Source organism: Paenibacillus sp., from assembly GCF_035645235.1.
GTDB lineage: Bacteria > Bacillota > Bacilli > Paenibacillales > YIM-B00363 > Paenibacillus_AE.
In genome coordinates this window covers 1-14,870 of sequence record NZ_DASQMZ010000126.1, presented here as the reverse complement: position 1 = coordinate 14,870, position 14,870 = coordinate 1, and the positions used below count along the sequence as shown (strand labels likewise).

The window sequence follows — 14,870 nt, the reverse complement described above, 5'->3', positions numbered from 1 at the left end:
ATGCCGGGAGCTAGAAATCTACTATAATTGGAGACGGTTTCGATCGAATGAAATATAGAGCGGCAGGCAACGAGAGCGAGGGATATGACTTTGGCAGCGAACTATTGTATGTCGTGCGGGGCGAAGTTGGTGGTGCGGGACGTAGACGGCACGCCTCGCCGCGCTTGTTCCGAGTGCAGCTTCGTGCATTGGGGCGATTACAGCGTCGGCGTCGGGGCGCTCGTAGAGAAGGACGGCAAGCTGCTGCTCGTCCGGCGCGCGCAGGAGCCGGGGCGCGGCTTCTGGACGAATCCGGGCGGGTATATTGAGCAGCTCGAATCGATCGACGACACGATTCGCCGCGAGGTGCTCGAGGAGAGCGGCGTGCAGGCTTGCGTGAAAAGCATTGTCGCACTGCGCGATCAGCCGCGCAGCGTCCATAACGTATACATCGCGTTCGCGATGGAATACGATAGCGGCGAGCCGACGCCGGACGGCGTCGAAGTCGACGGCGCGGGCTTCTTTAGCTTGGAAGAGATGGCGGATATGAACGTCGCCCCGTTCACGCGCTGGCTCGTCGACGTGGCGCTGAACGGCAAGTCGGCCGGCCTGGCGATCGACCTCGACCCGCAGCCGCCGATGAACGGGCGCGGCTTCCGCGCGTAAGTCGGGCGGCCGGAGGCGTGGAATAGTCGGAGAAACTCCGACTATATGGCCGCGGGGCGGCCGCAGGCGGGGAATAGTCGGAGAAACTCCGACTAAATGGCCGCGGGGCGGCCGCAGGCGTGGAATAGTCGGAGATACTCCGACTATATGGCCGCGTGGCGGCCGCAGCGCCCCCCCAGAATGCGCACAAAGGGCGGAGCCGCCGGTCCCCCCGGCAACGCCGCCCTTCGCGCTTACTTCTTTAAGAAAATTCTAGCCGTTCCGCCGACTCCCTTATCGGCAATCCAGGAAACCTGACGCTGCGTATGTCTGTAATCGTCTGTTGTAAATTTCGCATGCATTCCATGTCGCGCAAGCGTGATGCGATCTGGTAAAGCATGCTAAGCGCTCCGACGGCGTGATCCCGGGTGACGGCGCCGACAGCGTGGTTATGTAGGATTTTCTCCTGCTCCTCCTGAATAAACCATAACGCTTGCTGCTTTACCTTGGGTCCGACGGTGCTAAATAACATCGTATCCACGCGGCATGCTCCCTCCAAAATCTATTTCTAAAAACCAGTACCTTTCCTATTTTAAGGATTTGGACGCGCAAAGTATGTCGCAATCCGCTGTCGTTTTTCTTTTTTTGGAAGGCTGTATGTTAACCCCCGGCAACCTACGATCGTCGAGCCTAAGCTGAAAATATATGCTTAGCAAAGCAGGTTTACCTTTCTACATAAGTTGTAAAGATAATGCATTCCTCGTAATTGATCATGGTTTTTCATATGTAAGTTCTCCAGGGAATTACGAGCAATCTTTCGTGCTTGTTCGACATTGTTTTGATCCAACTCTTTCAAAATATGGAGAACTGTTTCAAGTGGATAATTAGCCGTTCGCAGGGTTCGAATTAGAAGGATTTGTCGTACATGCGAATTGGTAAATGTACGGTAACCATTTTCATCACGAGTCAGTTTGATCAGCCCCGTTTTTTCCCAGTATCTAATAGCCGAACTAGGGATTTCCGTTTCGGCTGAAACCTCCCCGATAGTCATTTCCTTCCTTTCCTTACCTTTGTCCAGGTTGTCGAGCTCTTTAGATTCCAGTAGTTGAATTGTCTTCTCGGCAATGAATTTTTCACGATGCAGTGACACCTGAGCCTCATTCACCAACCAGAGTGCAGAATTCACATCTTTCTGCTGTATTTTTCGCAAAACCTCCGAGGTTAATTTCATGCCGAATCCTGGTCCCATAGCTCGAATGCATTCAAAATATGCTACATGTTCGTCCGTGTAAACCCGGTAGCCGTTAGATGAACGTTCGATCGCGGGTACGATCCCCCAAGCCTCATAATGTCTTAAAGCGCTTGTGCTGATGCAAAGTTTTCTCGCAATATCGATTGGTCGGGTTGTCATGATTTCGCCTCGCAATAAGCTTCGTAATAATGATTAAAGATTAATGAGAAGGTTTGCAGAGAGTAACCCCTAAAATTAATGAGCGCATCATTATAAACCTTATCACTTGCACGAGTGTTGTAAGATAAACTTACAGTTCTGGAAATAAGAGATCAAGAAATCGAGTTCGAGGGCTACAAGCTATTATAGAGGAGGAGTTTCAATGAAAAAAAGGCCATTTGTAATATTAAACATGTTTTCATCCATTGACGGGCGCATCACGACAGGCCCCGACCGCAACGTAAGCGAATGGACCGAACTCAACATTGACGGAGACGCAAACCAGATCACCCACCAGTTATTTGATGATCTCGACTGCGATGGAATCATCTCTGGAAGCGAGACATTGGAGGTATTTAGGCGCCACAGTGTTAAACTTTCGAAAGAAATGTATTGGCCTCAAAAATCAAAGGCTTATATTGTGTTTGACGGCAGGGGCAGAATCGAGTGGGCTCAATCCGAAGGAGTACTTGTCGTTACAAAAGAAAATGTTGCGGATACTTACCTGGATCAGTTGAATGACAAAAGAATTCCGTATGTACTTGCTGGACGGGGCGACAAGATCGATTTAAAAAAGTCGCTAGAGGTTCTTTATGACAAAGGATTCCGAAGATTAGGTTTAAGCGGCGGCGGTAAAATAAACGGCGCATTTCTTCGACAACAACTTATCGATGAAATCAGTATTATATATGCGCCAGTGGCCGTTGGGGGACATCGAACGCCGACCTTGTTTGATTGCGATGATTTGACGAACGTGGAGTTTCTTACTCGCTTGGAGTTAATCCAAACGAAGCCATTGTCGACCGGTGCCATATTTGCGCATTACAAGGTGAAATCCTTATAGCGGATTGGCAATCGCTAAAAATCGGTTGTAGTTCCGAAGAATTAGGGTACTTCCTTGCCAGGGCCGAATTGGATGGAAATCTATTTTCATGCGACGAAGTAATTAAATCGTATATATCTTATTTAAATGTCGGGACAAACCTTCTGCCTCCCATCGAGCGCTATCATCGATTCGATCAAGAAGTTAGAACTGCTCGACTAAAGGGTACGCTTGTACGATAATCAAGAATAATTGTCGTATCATTCTCTCCCAATAGAAATGAGGAACCCGAATGCTCGATCCGCGCATGGCGCAGTTGGCCCATACCGTAATTTCGTATTCGCTGCAGGTGCAGCCCGGGGAGAAAGTGCTGATCTCCGCGCTCGACGTGAAGGACATGTTCGCCGTGCAGGCGTTCGTTGAGCAAATTCACGCCGCCGGCGGCCTCGCGTTCGTCGAAATATCCGATTACGCGGTGCAGCGCAAGCTCCAACTCGGCGGCTCGGCCGCCCAATTCGAGGCCGACGCCTCGTATAAGCTCGCTCGCATGAAAGAGATGGACGCCGTCGTTCAATTTCTCGGCGAGGAGAATACGGCCGAAACGGCCGATATACCGGCCGATCGCCGCAACGCGTACCAGAAGGCGTTCCAGCCGGTCCGCGAAGAGATGCGCCGCAAGCGCTGGATCGTGCTGAATTACCCGACGAAGGCGTACGCGCAGCAGGCGGGCATGAGCTTGGAGGCGTATACGGACTTCTTATTCAAGACGTGTACCATGGATTATCGGAAAATGAGCGCGGCGATGGCGCCGCTCGCATCGCTCCTCCAGGAAACGGACCGCGTGCGCGTCGTCGCGCCGGGCACCGACGTTTCGTTTTCCGTGAAGGGACTGCCTGCCATCGCGTGCGACGGCAAGGTGAACCTGCCGGACGGGGAAGTGTTTTCGGCCCCGGTGCGGGACTCCGTCAACGGCACGATCGCGTTCAATACGAAAGCGATGTACCGGGGCCATGCCTTCAATCGCATATCGCTTACGTTTCAGGACGGGAAGATCGTCTCGTTCGAAAGCGACAACGACGCCCGTCTGCAAGACATCCTCGAGATCGACGAGGGCGCGCGATACGTCGGGGAATTCGCGATCGGCGTCAATCCATACGTGGACCGCGTCATGAACGACATCGGCTTCGACGAGAAAATCAGCGGAAGCGTTCATTTCGCGCTGGGGGATGCGTACGAGGAGTGCGACAACGGGAACCGGTCGATGATCCATTGGGACATTGTGCTGCTGCTCGGCAAGGAGCACGGCGGCGGGGAAATCTACTTCGACGACGTCTTAATCAGCAAAGACGGCCGGTTCGTCGTCGAGCCGCTGCTGCCGCTCAACCCGGAGCGCTTGATGGAGTAGGGCGCTTCACGGCCCCCCGGTGAGGCGGCCGCCGTCCCGAAACGCGCGCGGCGTGAGCCCGTGCTCCCGCTTGAATACGCTGCAAAATTGCGCGTCGTTCGAAAAGCCGCATTCGAGCGCGACCGCCGAGACGGGAAGCCGCGTATGCAGAAGCAGCCTGCGCGCGTGCTCCATCCGCTTGTTCATGAGGTACTGCACCGGCGAATAGCCGGTTTTTTCTTTGAACAGATGGCGATACCGGTCGTAGCTGTACCCGGCGAGCGCGGAAAGCGACGCGAAGTCGATCCGCTGCGAGAAGTGCTCGTTCATAAAGTTCAGCGTATACAGAAAATGATCCCCCTCCTCCGAGTTCCCCTCCGTCGGCAGCCGTCGTTCCAACTCGAGCGCAAGCTGCGCCGAGTAAAGGTCGAGCATGCGAGCGAACCGGGGGCGCTTCGCCTGCAGCTCCGCGAGCATGCGCTCCAGCAGCGGCAGCAGCGGCGCTTCCGGGTCGTCGTCGTAGACGCCTTCGGCGAGGGCGGGCGCGTCGTCGGGGCGCGCGAAGCCGACGCACAGGACGTCGGTCGGCGCGTCATGGCGCTCGTCGTGAAGCGTGAACGGGCGGACGATCGCGAACCGCCCGGCGTCGAACCGCCATTCCTTGCCCCCGATCCTCGTGCCGCCGCGGCCGGCCGCGTAATAGACGAGCTCGTAGCAGCGGTGCTTGTGGAACGGGATCGTCTCCTCCTGCTTGCGGTCGATCCGAAACAGGAAATCCAGCGTCGCTTCCATGCGCACGGCCTCCTTCGCATTTCTTGTCCAATTAGCCAGATTATATAATAAATCGACCGAATGATGATACCGGAACCGCTGGATTGCGGATAAGATGGGGGAAGCAAGGAAACCAATTCATGATACGATACGGAGGGGCATGACATGGCGGCGACTTATCCCGGCATTAAACCGGAGGACTTGCTTCGGAAGCTTCAGCATCCCGGACGTACGGTGCGGATGGTGCTCGACACCGATACGTTCAACGAAATCGACGATCAATTCGCGGTTACGTATGCGCTTACATCGCCGGAGAGCGTGAAGGTGGAGGCGCTGTACGCCGCTCCGTTCTTCAACGATTTATCGACCGGTCCCGCCGACGGGATGGAGAAGAGCTACCAGGAAATTCTGCGCATTCTCCCGCTGCTCGGCCGCGAGGACGTGCCCGTGTACCGCGGCTCGACGTCGTATTTGCCGGCCGGCGGCGGCTTCGTCGAGAGCGAGGCGGCGCGGAACTTGGTCGAGCGGGCGATGGCGAGCGACCCGGCGGATCCGCTGTACGTCGTGGCGATCGGCGCGATTACGAACGTGGCATCCGCGATATTGATGGAGCCGGCGATCGTCGAGCGCATCGTCGTCGTCTGGCTCGGAGGGCACGCGTTCAACTGGCCGAATACGCGGGAGTTCAACCTGTATCAGGACGTCCCCGCCGCCCGCGTCATCTTCGACTGCGGCGCGCCGGTCGTGCTCGTGCCTTGCTGCGGCGTCGCTTCGCATCTCCACACGTCGCTCTCCGAGATCCGCGATTACGTGTTGCCATCGGGTCCGATCGGCGAGTACCTCCACGAGACGTATAAGAATTGCGCGAAGGACCATTACGCCTACACGCGCGTCATATGGGACATCTCGACGATCGCTTGGCTCGTCGATCCGAATTGGGCGCCGAGCTATTTGGCGCCGAGTCCGCGCATCTCGGACGACGGGCATTGGTGCCAAGATCCAACGCGCCATTCGATCCGGTACGTCTACAGCCTCCATCGGGACGCGATCTTCCGGGATTTGTTCCGCAAGCTCGAGGGCGGCTCGAAGCAATGAGCGCGCCTCGCATCGTCGTCGTCGGGAGTCTCAACATGGACCTCGTCGTCTCCGCTTCCCGGATGCCGCTTGTGGGCGAGACGATCGAGGGGGAAGCGATCCATTATATCCCCGGCGGGAAGGGCGCGAACCAGGCGGTCGGCTGCGGCCGTCTCGGGGCGGACGCCGCGATGATCGGCGCCGTCGGGGACGACGTCTTCGCGGGGCAGCTGATCGCCGGATTGGAGGACGCCGGCGTGGCGGCCGTCGCGGTCGCGCGGCTGGACAGAACGGCTACGGGCACGGCCACGATTCTGCATACGCCGGAGGATAATTGCATCGTCATCGTGCCGGGCGCGAACGGGCGCGTGACGCCCGAGACGGTGGAATCGCATCGAGCGTTGATCGAGCGCGCCGACCTGCTGCTGGCGCAGCTCGAAATTCCGCTGGCCGCCGTGGAGCGCGCGCTGTCCGTCGCCCGGTCGGCGGGCGTGACGACCGTGCTGAACCCGGCGCCGGCGCGGGCGCTGCCCGACTCGCTGATCCGGCTGGCCGATTGGATGACGCCGAACGAAACCGAGTTCGCGGCGCTGTCCGGCGAGACGATCGCGGTGGATGACGACGCGGCGCTGGAGCGGGCGATGGCCCGCTGGGAGGCGGCGCACGGCAACCGCCTCGTCGTCACGCTCGGCTCGCGCGGCGCCGCCTTCCTCGAGGACGGTCGTCTGCGCGTCGTCCCGGCGCCGAAGGTGAAGCCGGTCGACACGACCGGCGCGGGCGATTGCCTGAACGCGGCGTTCGGGTACGGCCTCGCGTCGGGCTGGCCGCCGGCGAAGGCGCTCGCGTTCGGCGTGCGGGCGGCGTCGCTGTCCGTGACGCGCTTCGGGGCGCAAGCGGGCATGCCGACGCTCGCCGAGGTGAACGAGGGGTAGCGCTCTTGCGGCGGAGCGCAGCGAAATCGAAGGCGGTACGGAGGGTAGACGTCTACTCTTCGTACCGCCTTCTTTTTTGCGAGGGAGGGCCGCGGATTCCGCCGAGCTTCCTTTTCCAACCGGATTCCCTTACCTCAGTCGCTCTTCTCTCGGTTTGTCCCAGGTCAATACGTATCGGAAATAGAAGCGCCGGCGGAGGACTGCCCCCGGCAGAACGTCGCGGGCCGCCCGGCGAACGTCGGCAATGGATTCCTTGGGCTCCGCCATCCGGACGCCCGGATCCCGCATCCCGCCGTGCAGCCTGTCCATGACGCGGATCGGGAGAAGGAGCAGCCCGGAAACGGTCATATCCAGCAGCGACTTATCGGCCGCTAACCCGACGATCAGGAGCCGCCCGCCGGGCGCGAGCGCTTCCGCCATGCGCCGCAGCGCGCTGCTTAACTCCATATGGTGCAGCGTCGCAACACAAACGATCGTGTCATAACGTTCCTCCCGCGGAGGGACCGGCATGGCGAGGAAATCGCCGGCGACGAGCGAAACCTGCGGCGCGTCCGCAAGCCGCGTTCGCGCGCGCGAAATCATGCCCTCGTCGGGGTCGATGCCCACGGCCTGCCGTACATGCGGCGCGAGGCGTTGGAGCAGCAGCCCGTCGCCGCACCCGATGTCCAGGACGCGTCCGCCGCGCTTCTTCGCATCCTTGACGATCTCCTCGTGAAAGGCGGTGTTGTGGTTCCAGTAGCTCTCGATTATGATTTCCTCCCCAGCATACTATTTCTCTAGTATTGTAAAATACTGGCGTCTTATTTGGTAGGTCGCGCCGGTGGATTTGTTTTGGCGATTGTTCTCGCGGCTGTCCGAGCTGCTCGGCTTCGGCCGCAAGGGCGCGCTGCGCGCGGAGCTGATCGAAGGCACGGAGCTCGATTTGGAATGGACCGAAGCGCGGGTCATCCGGGGCAATCGGGTGCGTGTCGGGCCGGGGTGCATCGCGGAGCTGGTCGAATACACGGAACATGTCCAGATCGACCCCGAGGCGGTCGTGAAGGAAGTGAAACGCGCAGGGGACTAGGCGTGTAGCCGCCTAGTCCCTATGCTGCGTGTATCGGTTCGCTTTGCTGACCCGGCGAATGACCGCGATCTCCTCCTCGGTAAGCGGCGGCGCGTCCGCCGCGGCCGCGTTGGCGGCTAATTGCTCGGCCGAGCTGGCGCCGGGGAGGGCCGTCGCGACGGCAGGATGCGCGAGGGGGTAACGAATCGCGAGCTGCGTCAGGCTGCGCGCCTCGTTCGTCAGCGGCTTCAGCCGTTCGCGCAGGGCGAGCAATTCCTCTGCGGTGTAGTCGAGCGCGCCTTCCGTCGGCTGCTTCGTCGCCGCCAGCGCGCCGCCGGCGAGCGGCCCGCGGGCGATCAGGCCGATCCCCTTCGCCTGCAGCAAGGGCAGAATATCTTCCTCCGCCCGGCGGTCGACGACGCTGTATTGGTTCATGACGCTCACGATGCCGGAGCGGGCGGCGTACGTGCGGACGACGTTCGGGCGAATGGAAGAGATGCCGTAATAACGGATGACGCCTTCCCGCCGCAGCTGCTCGAACGCCTCGATCGTCTCGTCGATCGGATCGTCGATCGTACCGCCGTGGAGCTGGTACAGATCGATGTAGTCCGTACCGAGCCTTCGCAAGCTATCTTTCACCGCGGTCAGAATGTACCGTTTCGACGGATCCCACGTCCAGCCGTCCCGGCCCGGCACGCGGCGATTGCCCACCTTCGTGGCGAGCACGACGTCTCCGCGGCGGCCGGCGATCGCCTTGCCGACCAGCTCCTCGTTGCGCCCCTCGTCGTATAAATCCGCGGTATCCAAGAAATTGATGCCCCGCTCCAGCGCTTGATGTATGATGGAGACGGCTTTCGCTTCGTCCGTGCCGAGCGACATGCAGCCGAGGCCGATTTCGCTGACGTACAGCTCCGACGTTCCGAGCTTGTTTTTCTTCAAGGGAACCACTCCTTCGTAGGGGATGGCGGTCGTCGGAGCGTTGGGCTTGTTTATCGCTGGGTTTCGACGACCGGGAACCACCCCGGCGTATTCATAATCGCATTCCAGAGCGGCTCCGGAACGACGAGCCGCTCGCAGGGCAGGGCGTAGGGCTCGAATCGTACTTTATATTGTACATCCATTGCAGGATTCCCTCCAAATAATTGGCGTTTCGTCGACTTCTAGTTCTGTACAAGTCGTCGTCGAATACTCGGAGTGCATCCCATTTTACCCCGGAGGAGGTGGCGCATCCGTGCGAGACAACACCATCGGAGCGATCGACGGTCAGACGCGGTGCAAACATTATCGCGGACCGCTCGACGTCATCGCGATCAAATTCAAATGCTGCGGCGCTTACTACGGGTGTTACTATTGCCACGAGGAAGCGGCCGGTCATCCGCCGGCGTTATGGCGTTTCGAGGAACGCGGCGAACGGGCGGTGCTGTGCGGCGGCTGCGGCGAGGAGCTGACGATCGAGGCGTATCTCGGATGCGGGTACCTGTGCCCCGCGTGCGGGATCGGGTTTAATCCGAGGTGCGAGTCGCATTATCCGCTCTATTTCGAAGGGCCGACGTCGTGAGCGCGCCTACGCTGACGCTCGAACGAATTCGGCGCTGGTGCGGGCGCTTCGCGTTCGAGGACGGACAAGCGCTGTTGGCGGCGGGCCGGGTGACGGTGCTGGACGCGTACGAAGACGAGGAGGGCGGAAGCTTTGCCGGCGTCGGCGGCGGGAAAGGCGATGACGGCATGGACGGAGGGATCGACGAGCTCGACGGGCTCGGCGGGGTCGTCGGAAGGCATCGACGCCGCGACGCGTCCGTCGAGGATGAAGAAGGCGTTCGTCGGGTGCGCGTCTGGGAGCTTGGGCCAGGCGAAGCGAAGGCGGCGTGCGGCTGCCCGGCGTTCCATCCGGAGGATCAATATTGCAAGCATATCGCCGCCGTGCTTTTGGCGTTGCGGGATGCCGGAGGCGGGGCGCCGGCGAACGACGGGGGTCTCGCGAGCCGCGTGCTCGAGCTGTTCGATCCCGCGCCGGTCCGGTCCGCGGCGCGGCGGAGCGCCTTCGACGCGCGCGCCCCGCTCGCCGTAGAATTCTTATGCGAAGCGTTGCCCGACCGGCGGGAGGGAAGCCGCATTCGCGTCGGGCTGCGCCTCGGCCTCTCGCCGGCGACGCTTGTTCCCGTTCGCCGGATCGACTTGCTGCTCGATGCCGTCGAGCGGGGGAGCGGATACGCCGCTGCGAAGGGCTTCGCATACGACCCCGAAAGCCACCGGTTCCAAGCCGACGACGCGGCGGTCGTCGAAGCGCTGCTTCGCGCGGCGCGGGCGGACCCGGGCGGCGCCGCTTCGAAACGCGCCCCCTCCCCCGGCGCGCTCGACGTCCATCCGTTCGCGTGGCGCGAGCTGCTGCCGCTGCTGCGGCGCGCGCCGCTCGTCAAGCTGACTGCCGGCGGCGTGACGGCCGACGGCATTCATGGCGCCGAGGGACCGCTGCCGCTCTCGTTCGCGTTCGACGCGGCGGGGGCTGCGGGGGACGTGCGGCTCGACGTGAGCGGTCTGGAAGGCATCGTCGCGCTGCCGGAATACGACGCGGTCTTTTTCGAGGGAAGATTGCTGGAAGGCCCGCCGGACGAACGAAGACGGCTCTTCGAATTCATTCGCTTGCTGGAGACGTCGCGCACGAAGCACATTCGCATCCCGCGGGAGCGGTTCGCGCCGTTCATGGAGAAGGCGCTGCCCGGCCTGCGAAGGCTCGGCGCCGTGCGCCTCGCCGACGACGTCGCGGACCGTCTCGTCCGGGAGCCGCTCGTCGCCAAGCTGTACTTGGATCGGGTGCGAGATCGGCTCGTCGCCGGGGTCGAGTTTCATTACGGCGACATCGTCGTCAATCCGATCGAGGCGGGCGGACGGCAGGGGGGCGAGGAGCGCGTCGCGCTGCGGGACGACGTGCGGGAGCGCCGGATTCTCGAGCTGCTGGAGCGTTGTCCGTTCGTCCAAACCGAGGCCGGGCTGTTTCTGGCCGGAGAAGACGACGAGTACGAATTTCTGTATCGCGTCGTTCCGGAGCTGGAGCGGTGGGCCAAGGTGTACGCCACGACCGCCGTGAGGAACCGGCTGCTGCCGCTGCGCTCGCGGCCGAAGCTGAAGGTCGAGGCGGACGAGCGCACCGATTGGCTGGAGCTGCGGCTCGACCTCGAGGGCGTGCCGGAGTCGGAAATTCGCTCGCTCGTGCGCTCGCTTCGGGAGAAGCGAAAATACCATCGGCTGTCCGACGGGACGCTGGTGCCGCTCGAGGGCGACGGCTTTCGGGAAATTAGCCGATTTCTAAGCGAAGCCGGCGCGGGGGACGAGCTGCGGGTGCCGCTCCTCGGCGGCCTGCACGCGTTGGAGCGGTACGCGGACGGCGACGCGCTCGGATTCGGCGCCCGACTCCGCAGGCTGCTCGCTGCCCTCCGGAACCCGGACCATGCGGAGCACTCGCTCGGGGACGGCTTCGCCGGGACGCTGCGGGATTACCAAGCCTACGGTTTTCATTGGATGATGACGCTCGCGAAGCATCGCTTCGGCGGCATCCTGGCGGACGAGATGGGTCTCGGCAAGACGATCCAGGCGATCGCGTACCTCGTCGCATCGCTGCCGGCGATGCGGGCGGAGGGGACGCCGGCGCTGATCGTCTGTCCGGCTTCGCTGCTGTACAACTGGCGCAACGAGCTTTGCGCGTTCGCGCCGGGGCTTCGGGTCGCCGTCGCGGACGACGCGGCGGCAGCCCGGCGGACGGCGCTGGCGAACGCGCCGGCGGTCGACGCGATCGTTACTTCTTATCCGCTCCTGCGGCGGGATCTCGAGATTTATCGAAAGCTGCGCTTCCATACGCTGATCCTCGACGAGGCGCAATTCATTAAAAATAACGCCACGCAAACGGCCCAAGCGGCGAAAGCCGTCGACGCCCGGCATCGATTCGCCTTGACGGGCACCCCGGTCGAGAACGCGGCGGAAGAGCTCTGGTCCATCTGCCATGTCGTCTGCCCCGGGCTGTTCCCCGGCAAGAAGGCATTCGCCGAGCTCGGCAAGGAAGCGATCGTGCGGCGGCTGCGGCCGTTCCTGCTCCGGCGGCGAAAGTCCGACGTGCTGCAGGAGCTTCCGGAAAAAATCGAAACCGTGCTTTCGACCGCCCTGCTGCCCGAGCAGAAGAAGCTGTATGCCGCGTATTTGGCAAGGCTGCGGGACGAAACCGAAAAACAGCTGGCGGAGGACGGTTTCCAGAAGGCGCAGCTCAAAATATTGGCCGGCATCACGCGCCTGCGGCAGCTGTGCTGCCATCCCGCGTTGTTCGTGGAGGGCTATACGGGCGCATCCGCCAAATTCGAGGAGCTGCTGGCGCTCGTAGAGGACGGTCGGAAGGCGGGCCGCCGCATGCTCGTGTTTTCCCAATTCACCGAGATGCTCGGACTGATCAGGCGCGAACTAGGCCGGCGCGGGGTGCCGCAGTTTTATTTGGACGGGAGCACCAAGCCCTCCGAACGCGTATCGCTCGTCGAGCGGTTTAACGCGGGGGAGCGGGACGTGTTCCTCGTCTCGCTGAAGGCCGGCGGCACGGGGCTGAATCTGACGGGTGCGGATACGGTGATTTTGTACGATCTGTGGTGGAACCCGGCGGTCGAGCGGCAGGCGGAGGATCGGGCGCATCGCATCGGACAGAAGCGCGTCGTTCAGGTTGTACGGTTACTTAGCCAAGGCACGGTGGAGGAGAAAATGTTCGAGCTCCAGCAGCGCAAACGCCGCCTCGCGGAAGAGCTCGTCGCCGCGGGAGAGCCGGGCTGGACCGAAGGGGACGTTCGGGAGCTGCTCAGCCTCTCGTCGAGGTAACGAACGAGTATATCGATTCTTTCTCTTTTCGAACGTGCGGCGGCGGGGTACAATGTAGAAGTCGGGCCCGACGAATGCTGAAGGAAAGGGGTTGATCGGTGTGGTAAATCAAACAGAGGTGATCTTCGTCTAACGACGAAGAGAGCCTGTAAAGCGATGGGGAGGCCTAGCGGTCTCCCCTCCTAATATGATTTCGACGCCAAGCCTTGGGAGGCCAACGCCTTCCGCGGTTTTTTCGCTTTGGATTTCGAGGAGGCGAGCCCCGTACGTTACGTCAACGCGAAGGACGTGCTTCCCCCGCGCCTGTTGAAGGAGCTGCAGCAGTTCGTCCAAGGCGAACTGGTGTACATCCCGAAGGGCGACGAGCGGCGGGCCGGCTGGGGCGAACGAAGCGGCGCGAGGCGGGAAATCGCCGAGCGCAACTTGGAGATCAGCCGCCGCTACGCCAGCGGTTGGACCGTACAGGAGCTCGAGCGGAGCTATCACCTGTCGGGGGAGAGCATTCGGAAAATTGTATTGAAAACGAAATAAGGAGCCGCCCTCGGGGCGGCTCTTCTTCGTTTCCGTAGCGCCGTCCCCCCGGTCGGGCATCCTCGCGGCCTACTGCCAACGTATCGTGCGCCGCCGCCGCTGCCCGTCCGTCGAACGCCTCCGTCCGGGCCGTCGCCGCCCGCACGCCGAACGCTCCACCGCAGGCTGCCCCGCCGTAAGCGCAAAATTTAAGCATTCCTCGAAATAAGCGCAAAATTTGAGCACTTTTACGGCAATGGGCGGTCGGTCGGATCAGGGGCGGCGGGCAGGTGGGCCGATCGGCTTTGCAGGCTACGACGCTGTATAACGCAAAGGAAGCCGGCCCGACTCGGGCCAGCTTCCTCTGCGCGTGCGGCATCCAAGATTATTCTTTCCCGGCCGGCGCATCCGGCACGGCGCAGCCGTCCGCTGCGCAGGCGTCGCCCGCGCCGCCGCCGGCGTCGCCGACCATCGACAGGCTCGGCCGGCTCTCGTCCCACGCCTCGCGAAGCGCGCCGACGAACGTCGCCGTCGGCTGCGCGCCCGAGATGCCGTATTTACGGTCGATGACGAAGAACGGCACGCCGCGGATGCCGAGGGCCGCGCCGTCCTGCTCGTCGGCGCGCACGGCGTCCGCATAGTCGTCGCTCTCGAGCATCGAGGCGGCCTCGGCCTGATCGAGCCCGACCTCGGCGGCGAGCGCCGCGAGCGTCGCCCGGTCCCCGATAAATTTGCCCTCGGTGAAGTAAGCGTACATCAGCCGCTCGGTCAGCTCGGCGGCTTTCCCGCGGGCGGCCGCGTAATGCGCGAGCCGATGCGCGTCGAACGTGTTCGTGACGACCCAAGCGTCGTAATTGTACGTCAAGCCGACCTCCTTCGCCTGCGCGGCGACGCTGACGTTCATCTGACGGGCCTGCTCCCGGCTCGTGCCGTACTTTTTCGAAAGCATCTCCATGACGTCATACGGTGCATCCTTCGGCGCGCGCGGGTCGAGCTCGAAGCTGCGGAAGACGACCTCGACTTCGCCGGCGAACGGGAGCGACGCGAGCGCCTCCTCGAAGCGGCGCTTGCCGATATAACAAAACGGACAGACGTAATCCGACCATATCTCCACCTTCATGCGCGAAGCACCTCCATGCCATCCATTATACTTAGTTATTAAAAGTAAGTAAAACGCCTTACATCGATTTCTTTCGGTAATCTCCCGGACTCGTCCCGACCGCCTTCTTGAATTGGCGGTAGAACGCCCCCGGACTGACGTAGCCGACCTGCTCCGCGATGCGCTCGACGCTGTCGTCCGTGCCGGACAGCAGTCGCATCGCCGCTTCCATGCGGCATCGAATCAAATACTGGATCGGCGCCGTATCCGTCGTTTCCCGAAAGAGCCTCGTTAAGTGGAAGGGGCTCAGATG

At 61.5% G+C, this 14,870-nt stretch carries 17 protein-coding genes; 9 read left to right on the top strand and 8 right to left on the bottom strand.

Going from position 1 to position 14,870, the window contains the following annotated elements:
- The first annotated feature begins 84 nt into the window (after positions 1-84).
- Positions 85-645 carry an NUDIX domain-containing protein gene (locus tag VEZ38_RS11920; protein ID WP_324893611.1) on the top strand — a complete coding sequence of 187 codons (561 nt, stop codon included), beginning with the start codon at positions 85-87 and terminating at the stop codon, positions 643-645.
- A 241-nt stretch (positions 646-886) separates the two neighbouring features.
- Here the strand turns inward: VEZ38_RS11920 and VEZ38_RS11915 are convergent, their stop codons facing one another.
- Positions 887-1,165 carry a hypothetical protein gene (locus VEZ38_RS11915; protein WP_324893609.1) on the bottom strand — a complete coding sequence of 93 codons (279 nt, stop codon included), beginning with the start codon at positions 1,163-1,165 and terminating at the stop codon, positions 887-889.
- Positions 1,166-1,333: 168 nt separating this feature from the next.
- Positions 1,334-2,035, bottom strand: coding sequence for a MerR family transcriptional regulator (locus VEZ38_RS11910; RefSeq protein WP_324893607.1), 702 nt, complete (start codon positions 2,033-2,035; stop codon positions 1,334-1,336).
- Between the two features lie 202 nt (positions 2,036-2,237).
- On the opposite strand from VEZ38_RS11910, the gene VEZ38_RS11905 reads away from it, so the two are divergent.
- Positions 2,238-2,918, top strand: coding sequence for a RibD family protein (locus tag VEZ38_RS11905; protein WP_324893606.1), 681 nt, complete (start codon positions 2,238-2,240; stop codon positions 2,916-2,918).
- 271 nt (positions 2,919-3,189) lie between these two features.
- Positions 3,190-4,302 carry an aminopeptidase gene (locus VEZ38_RS11900; RefSeq protein WP_324893604.1) on the top strand — a complete coding sequence of 371 codons (1,113 nt, stop codon included), beginning with the start codon at positions 3,190-3,192 and terminating at the stop codon, positions 4,300-4,302.
- A gap of 6 nt (positions 4,303-4,308) precedes the next feature.
- Here the strand turns inward: VEZ38_RS11900 and VEZ38_RS11895 are convergent, their stop codons facing one another.
- Entirely contained in the window at positions 4,309-5,073 is a 765-nt protein-coding gene (locus VEZ38_RS11895; protein WP_324893602.1) for a helix-turn-helix transcriptional regulator, read from the bottom strand.
- A 144-nt stretch (positions 5,074-5,217) separates the two neighbouring features.
- Between VEZ38_RS11895 and VEZ38_RS11890 the strand changes: the two genes are divergently transcribed.
- On the top strand, positions 5,218-6,147 hold the full coding sequence (locus tag VEZ38_RS11890; RefSeq protein ID WP_324893600.1) for a nucleoside hydrolase: 930 nt from the start codon (positions 5,218-5,220) through the stop codon (positions 6,145-6,147).
- Positions 6,144-7,058, top strand: a complete 915-nt coding sequence (gene rbsK / locus VEZ38_RS11885; protein WP_324893598.1) for a ribokinase — start codon at positions 6,144-6,146, stop codon at positions 7,056-7,058. The genes VEZ38_RS11890 and rbsK overlap by 4 nt, the downstream gene beginning before the upstream one ends.
- Positions 7,059-7,187: 129 nt before the next feature.
- Here rbsK and VEZ38_RS11880 read toward each other — a convergent pair whose 3' ends face one another.
- Entirely contained in the window at positions 7,188-7,727 is a 540-nt protein-coding gene (locus tag VEZ38_RS11880; protein ID WP_324893727.1) for a class I SAM-dependent methyltransferase, read from the bottom strand.
- A 151-nt stretch (positions 7,728-7,878) separates the two neighbouring features.
- Here VEZ38_RS11880 and VEZ38_RS11875 point away from each other — a divergent pair, with 151 nt between their 5' ends.
- A complete protein-coding gene (locus VEZ38_RS11875; RefSeq protein ID WP_324893596.1) occupies positions 7,879-8,124 on the top strand; it encodes a hypothetical protein in 246 nt (81 codons plus the stop codon).
- A gap of 12 nt (positions 8,125-8,136) precedes the next feature.
- Here the strand turns inward: VEZ38_RS11875 and VEZ38_RS11870 are convergent, their stop codons facing one another.
- Positions 8,137-9,042: an aldo/keto reductase gene (locus VEZ38_RS11870; protein WP_324893594.1), complete on the bottom strand. Its 906-nt coding sequence runs from the start codon at positions 9,040-9,042 to the stop codon at positions 8,137-8,139.
- A 50-nt stretch (positions 9,043-9,092) separates the two neighbouring features.
- A complete protein-coding gene (locus tag VEZ38_RS11865; protein ID WP_324893592.1) occupies positions 9,093-9,224 on the bottom strand; it encodes a hypothetical protein in 132 nt (43 codons plus the stop codon).
- Positions 9,225-9,334: 110 nt separating this feature from the next.
- Between VEZ38_RS11865 and VEZ38_RS11860 the strand changes: the two genes are divergently transcribed.
- From VEZ38_RS11860 to VEZ38_RS11850, 3 genes are all read left to right on the top strand, one after another.
- The gene (locus VEZ38_RS11860) at positions 9,335-9,661 is read left to right on the top strand and encodes a CHY zinc finger protein (protein WP_324893590.1); all 327 of its coding nucleotides are present in this window, start codon (positions 9,335-9,337) and stop codon (positions 9,659-9,661) included.
- Positions 9,658-12,948 carry a DEAD/DEAH box helicase gene (locus VEZ38_RS11855; protein ID WP_324893588.1) on the top strand — a complete coding sequence of 1,097 codons (3,291 nt, stop codon included), beginning with the start codon at positions 9,658-9,660 and terminating at the stop codon, positions 12,946-12,948. The genes VEZ38_RS11860 and VEZ38_RS11855 overlap by 4 nt, the downstream gene beginning before the upstream one ends.
- A gap of 240 nt (positions 12,949-13,188) precedes the next feature.
- On the top strand, positions 13,189-13,479 hold the full coding sequence (locus VEZ38_RS11850) for a CD3324 family protein (RefSeq protein ID WP_324893586.1): 291 nt from the start codon (positions 13,189-13,191) through the stop codon (positions 13,477-13,479).
- Positions 13,480-13,843: 364 nt separating this feature from the next.
- Here the strand turns inward: VEZ38_RS11850 and VEZ38_RS11845 are convergent, their stop codons facing one another.
- Together VEZ38_RS11845 and VEZ38_RS11840 are read right to left on the bottom strand one after the other, a co-directional pair.
- The gene (locus VEZ38_RS11845) at positions 13,844-14,578 is read right to left on the bottom strand and encodes a DsbA family oxidoreductase (RefSeq protein WP_324893584.1); all 735 of its coding nucleotides are present in this window, start codon (positions 14,576-14,578) and stop codon (positions 13,844-13,846) included.
- 58 nt (positions 14,579-14,636) lie between these two features.
- On the bottom strand, positions 14,637-14,870 hold a 234-nt coding region (locus VEZ38_RS11840; protein WP_324893582.1), incomplete at its 5' end, for a helix-turn-helix transcriptional regulator.

Coding starts and splice junctions, on each gene's coding strand:
- VEZ38_RS11920 (WP_324893611.1), top strand. CDS start 85: ATGACTTTGGCAGCGAACTATTGTATGTCGTGCGGGGCGAAGTTGGTG.
- VEZ38_RS11910 (WP_324893607.1), bottom strand. CDS start 2,035: ATGACAACCCGACCAATCGATATTGCGAGAAAACTTTGCATCAGCACA.
- VEZ38_RS11905 (WP_324893606.1), top strand. CDS start 2,238: ATGAAAAAAAGGCCATTTGTAATATTAAACATGTTTTCATCCATTGAC.
- VEZ38_RS11900 (WP_324893604.1), top strand. CDS start 3,190: ATGCTCGATCCGCGCATGGCGCAGTTGGCCCATACCGTAATTTCGTAT.
- VEZ38_RS11895 (WP_324893602.1), bottom strand. CDS start 5,073: ATGGAAGCGACGCTGGATTTCCTGTTTCGGATCGACCGCAAGCAGGAG.
- VEZ38_RS11890 (WP_324893600.1), top strand. CDS start 5,218: ATGGCGGCGACTTATCCCGGCATTAAACCGGAGGACTTGCTTCGGAAG.
- rbsK (WP_324893598.1), top strand. CDS start 6,144: ATGAGCGCGCCTCGCATCGTCGTCGTCGGGAGTCTCAACATGGACCTC.
- VEZ38_RS11865 (WP_324893592.1), bottom strand. CDS start 9,224: ATGGATGTACAATATAAAGTACGATTCGAGCCCTACGCCCTGCCCTGC.
- VEZ38_RS11845 (WP_324893584.1), bottom strand. CDS start 14,578: ATGAAGGTGGAGATATGGTCGGATTACGTCTGTCCGTTTTGTTATATC.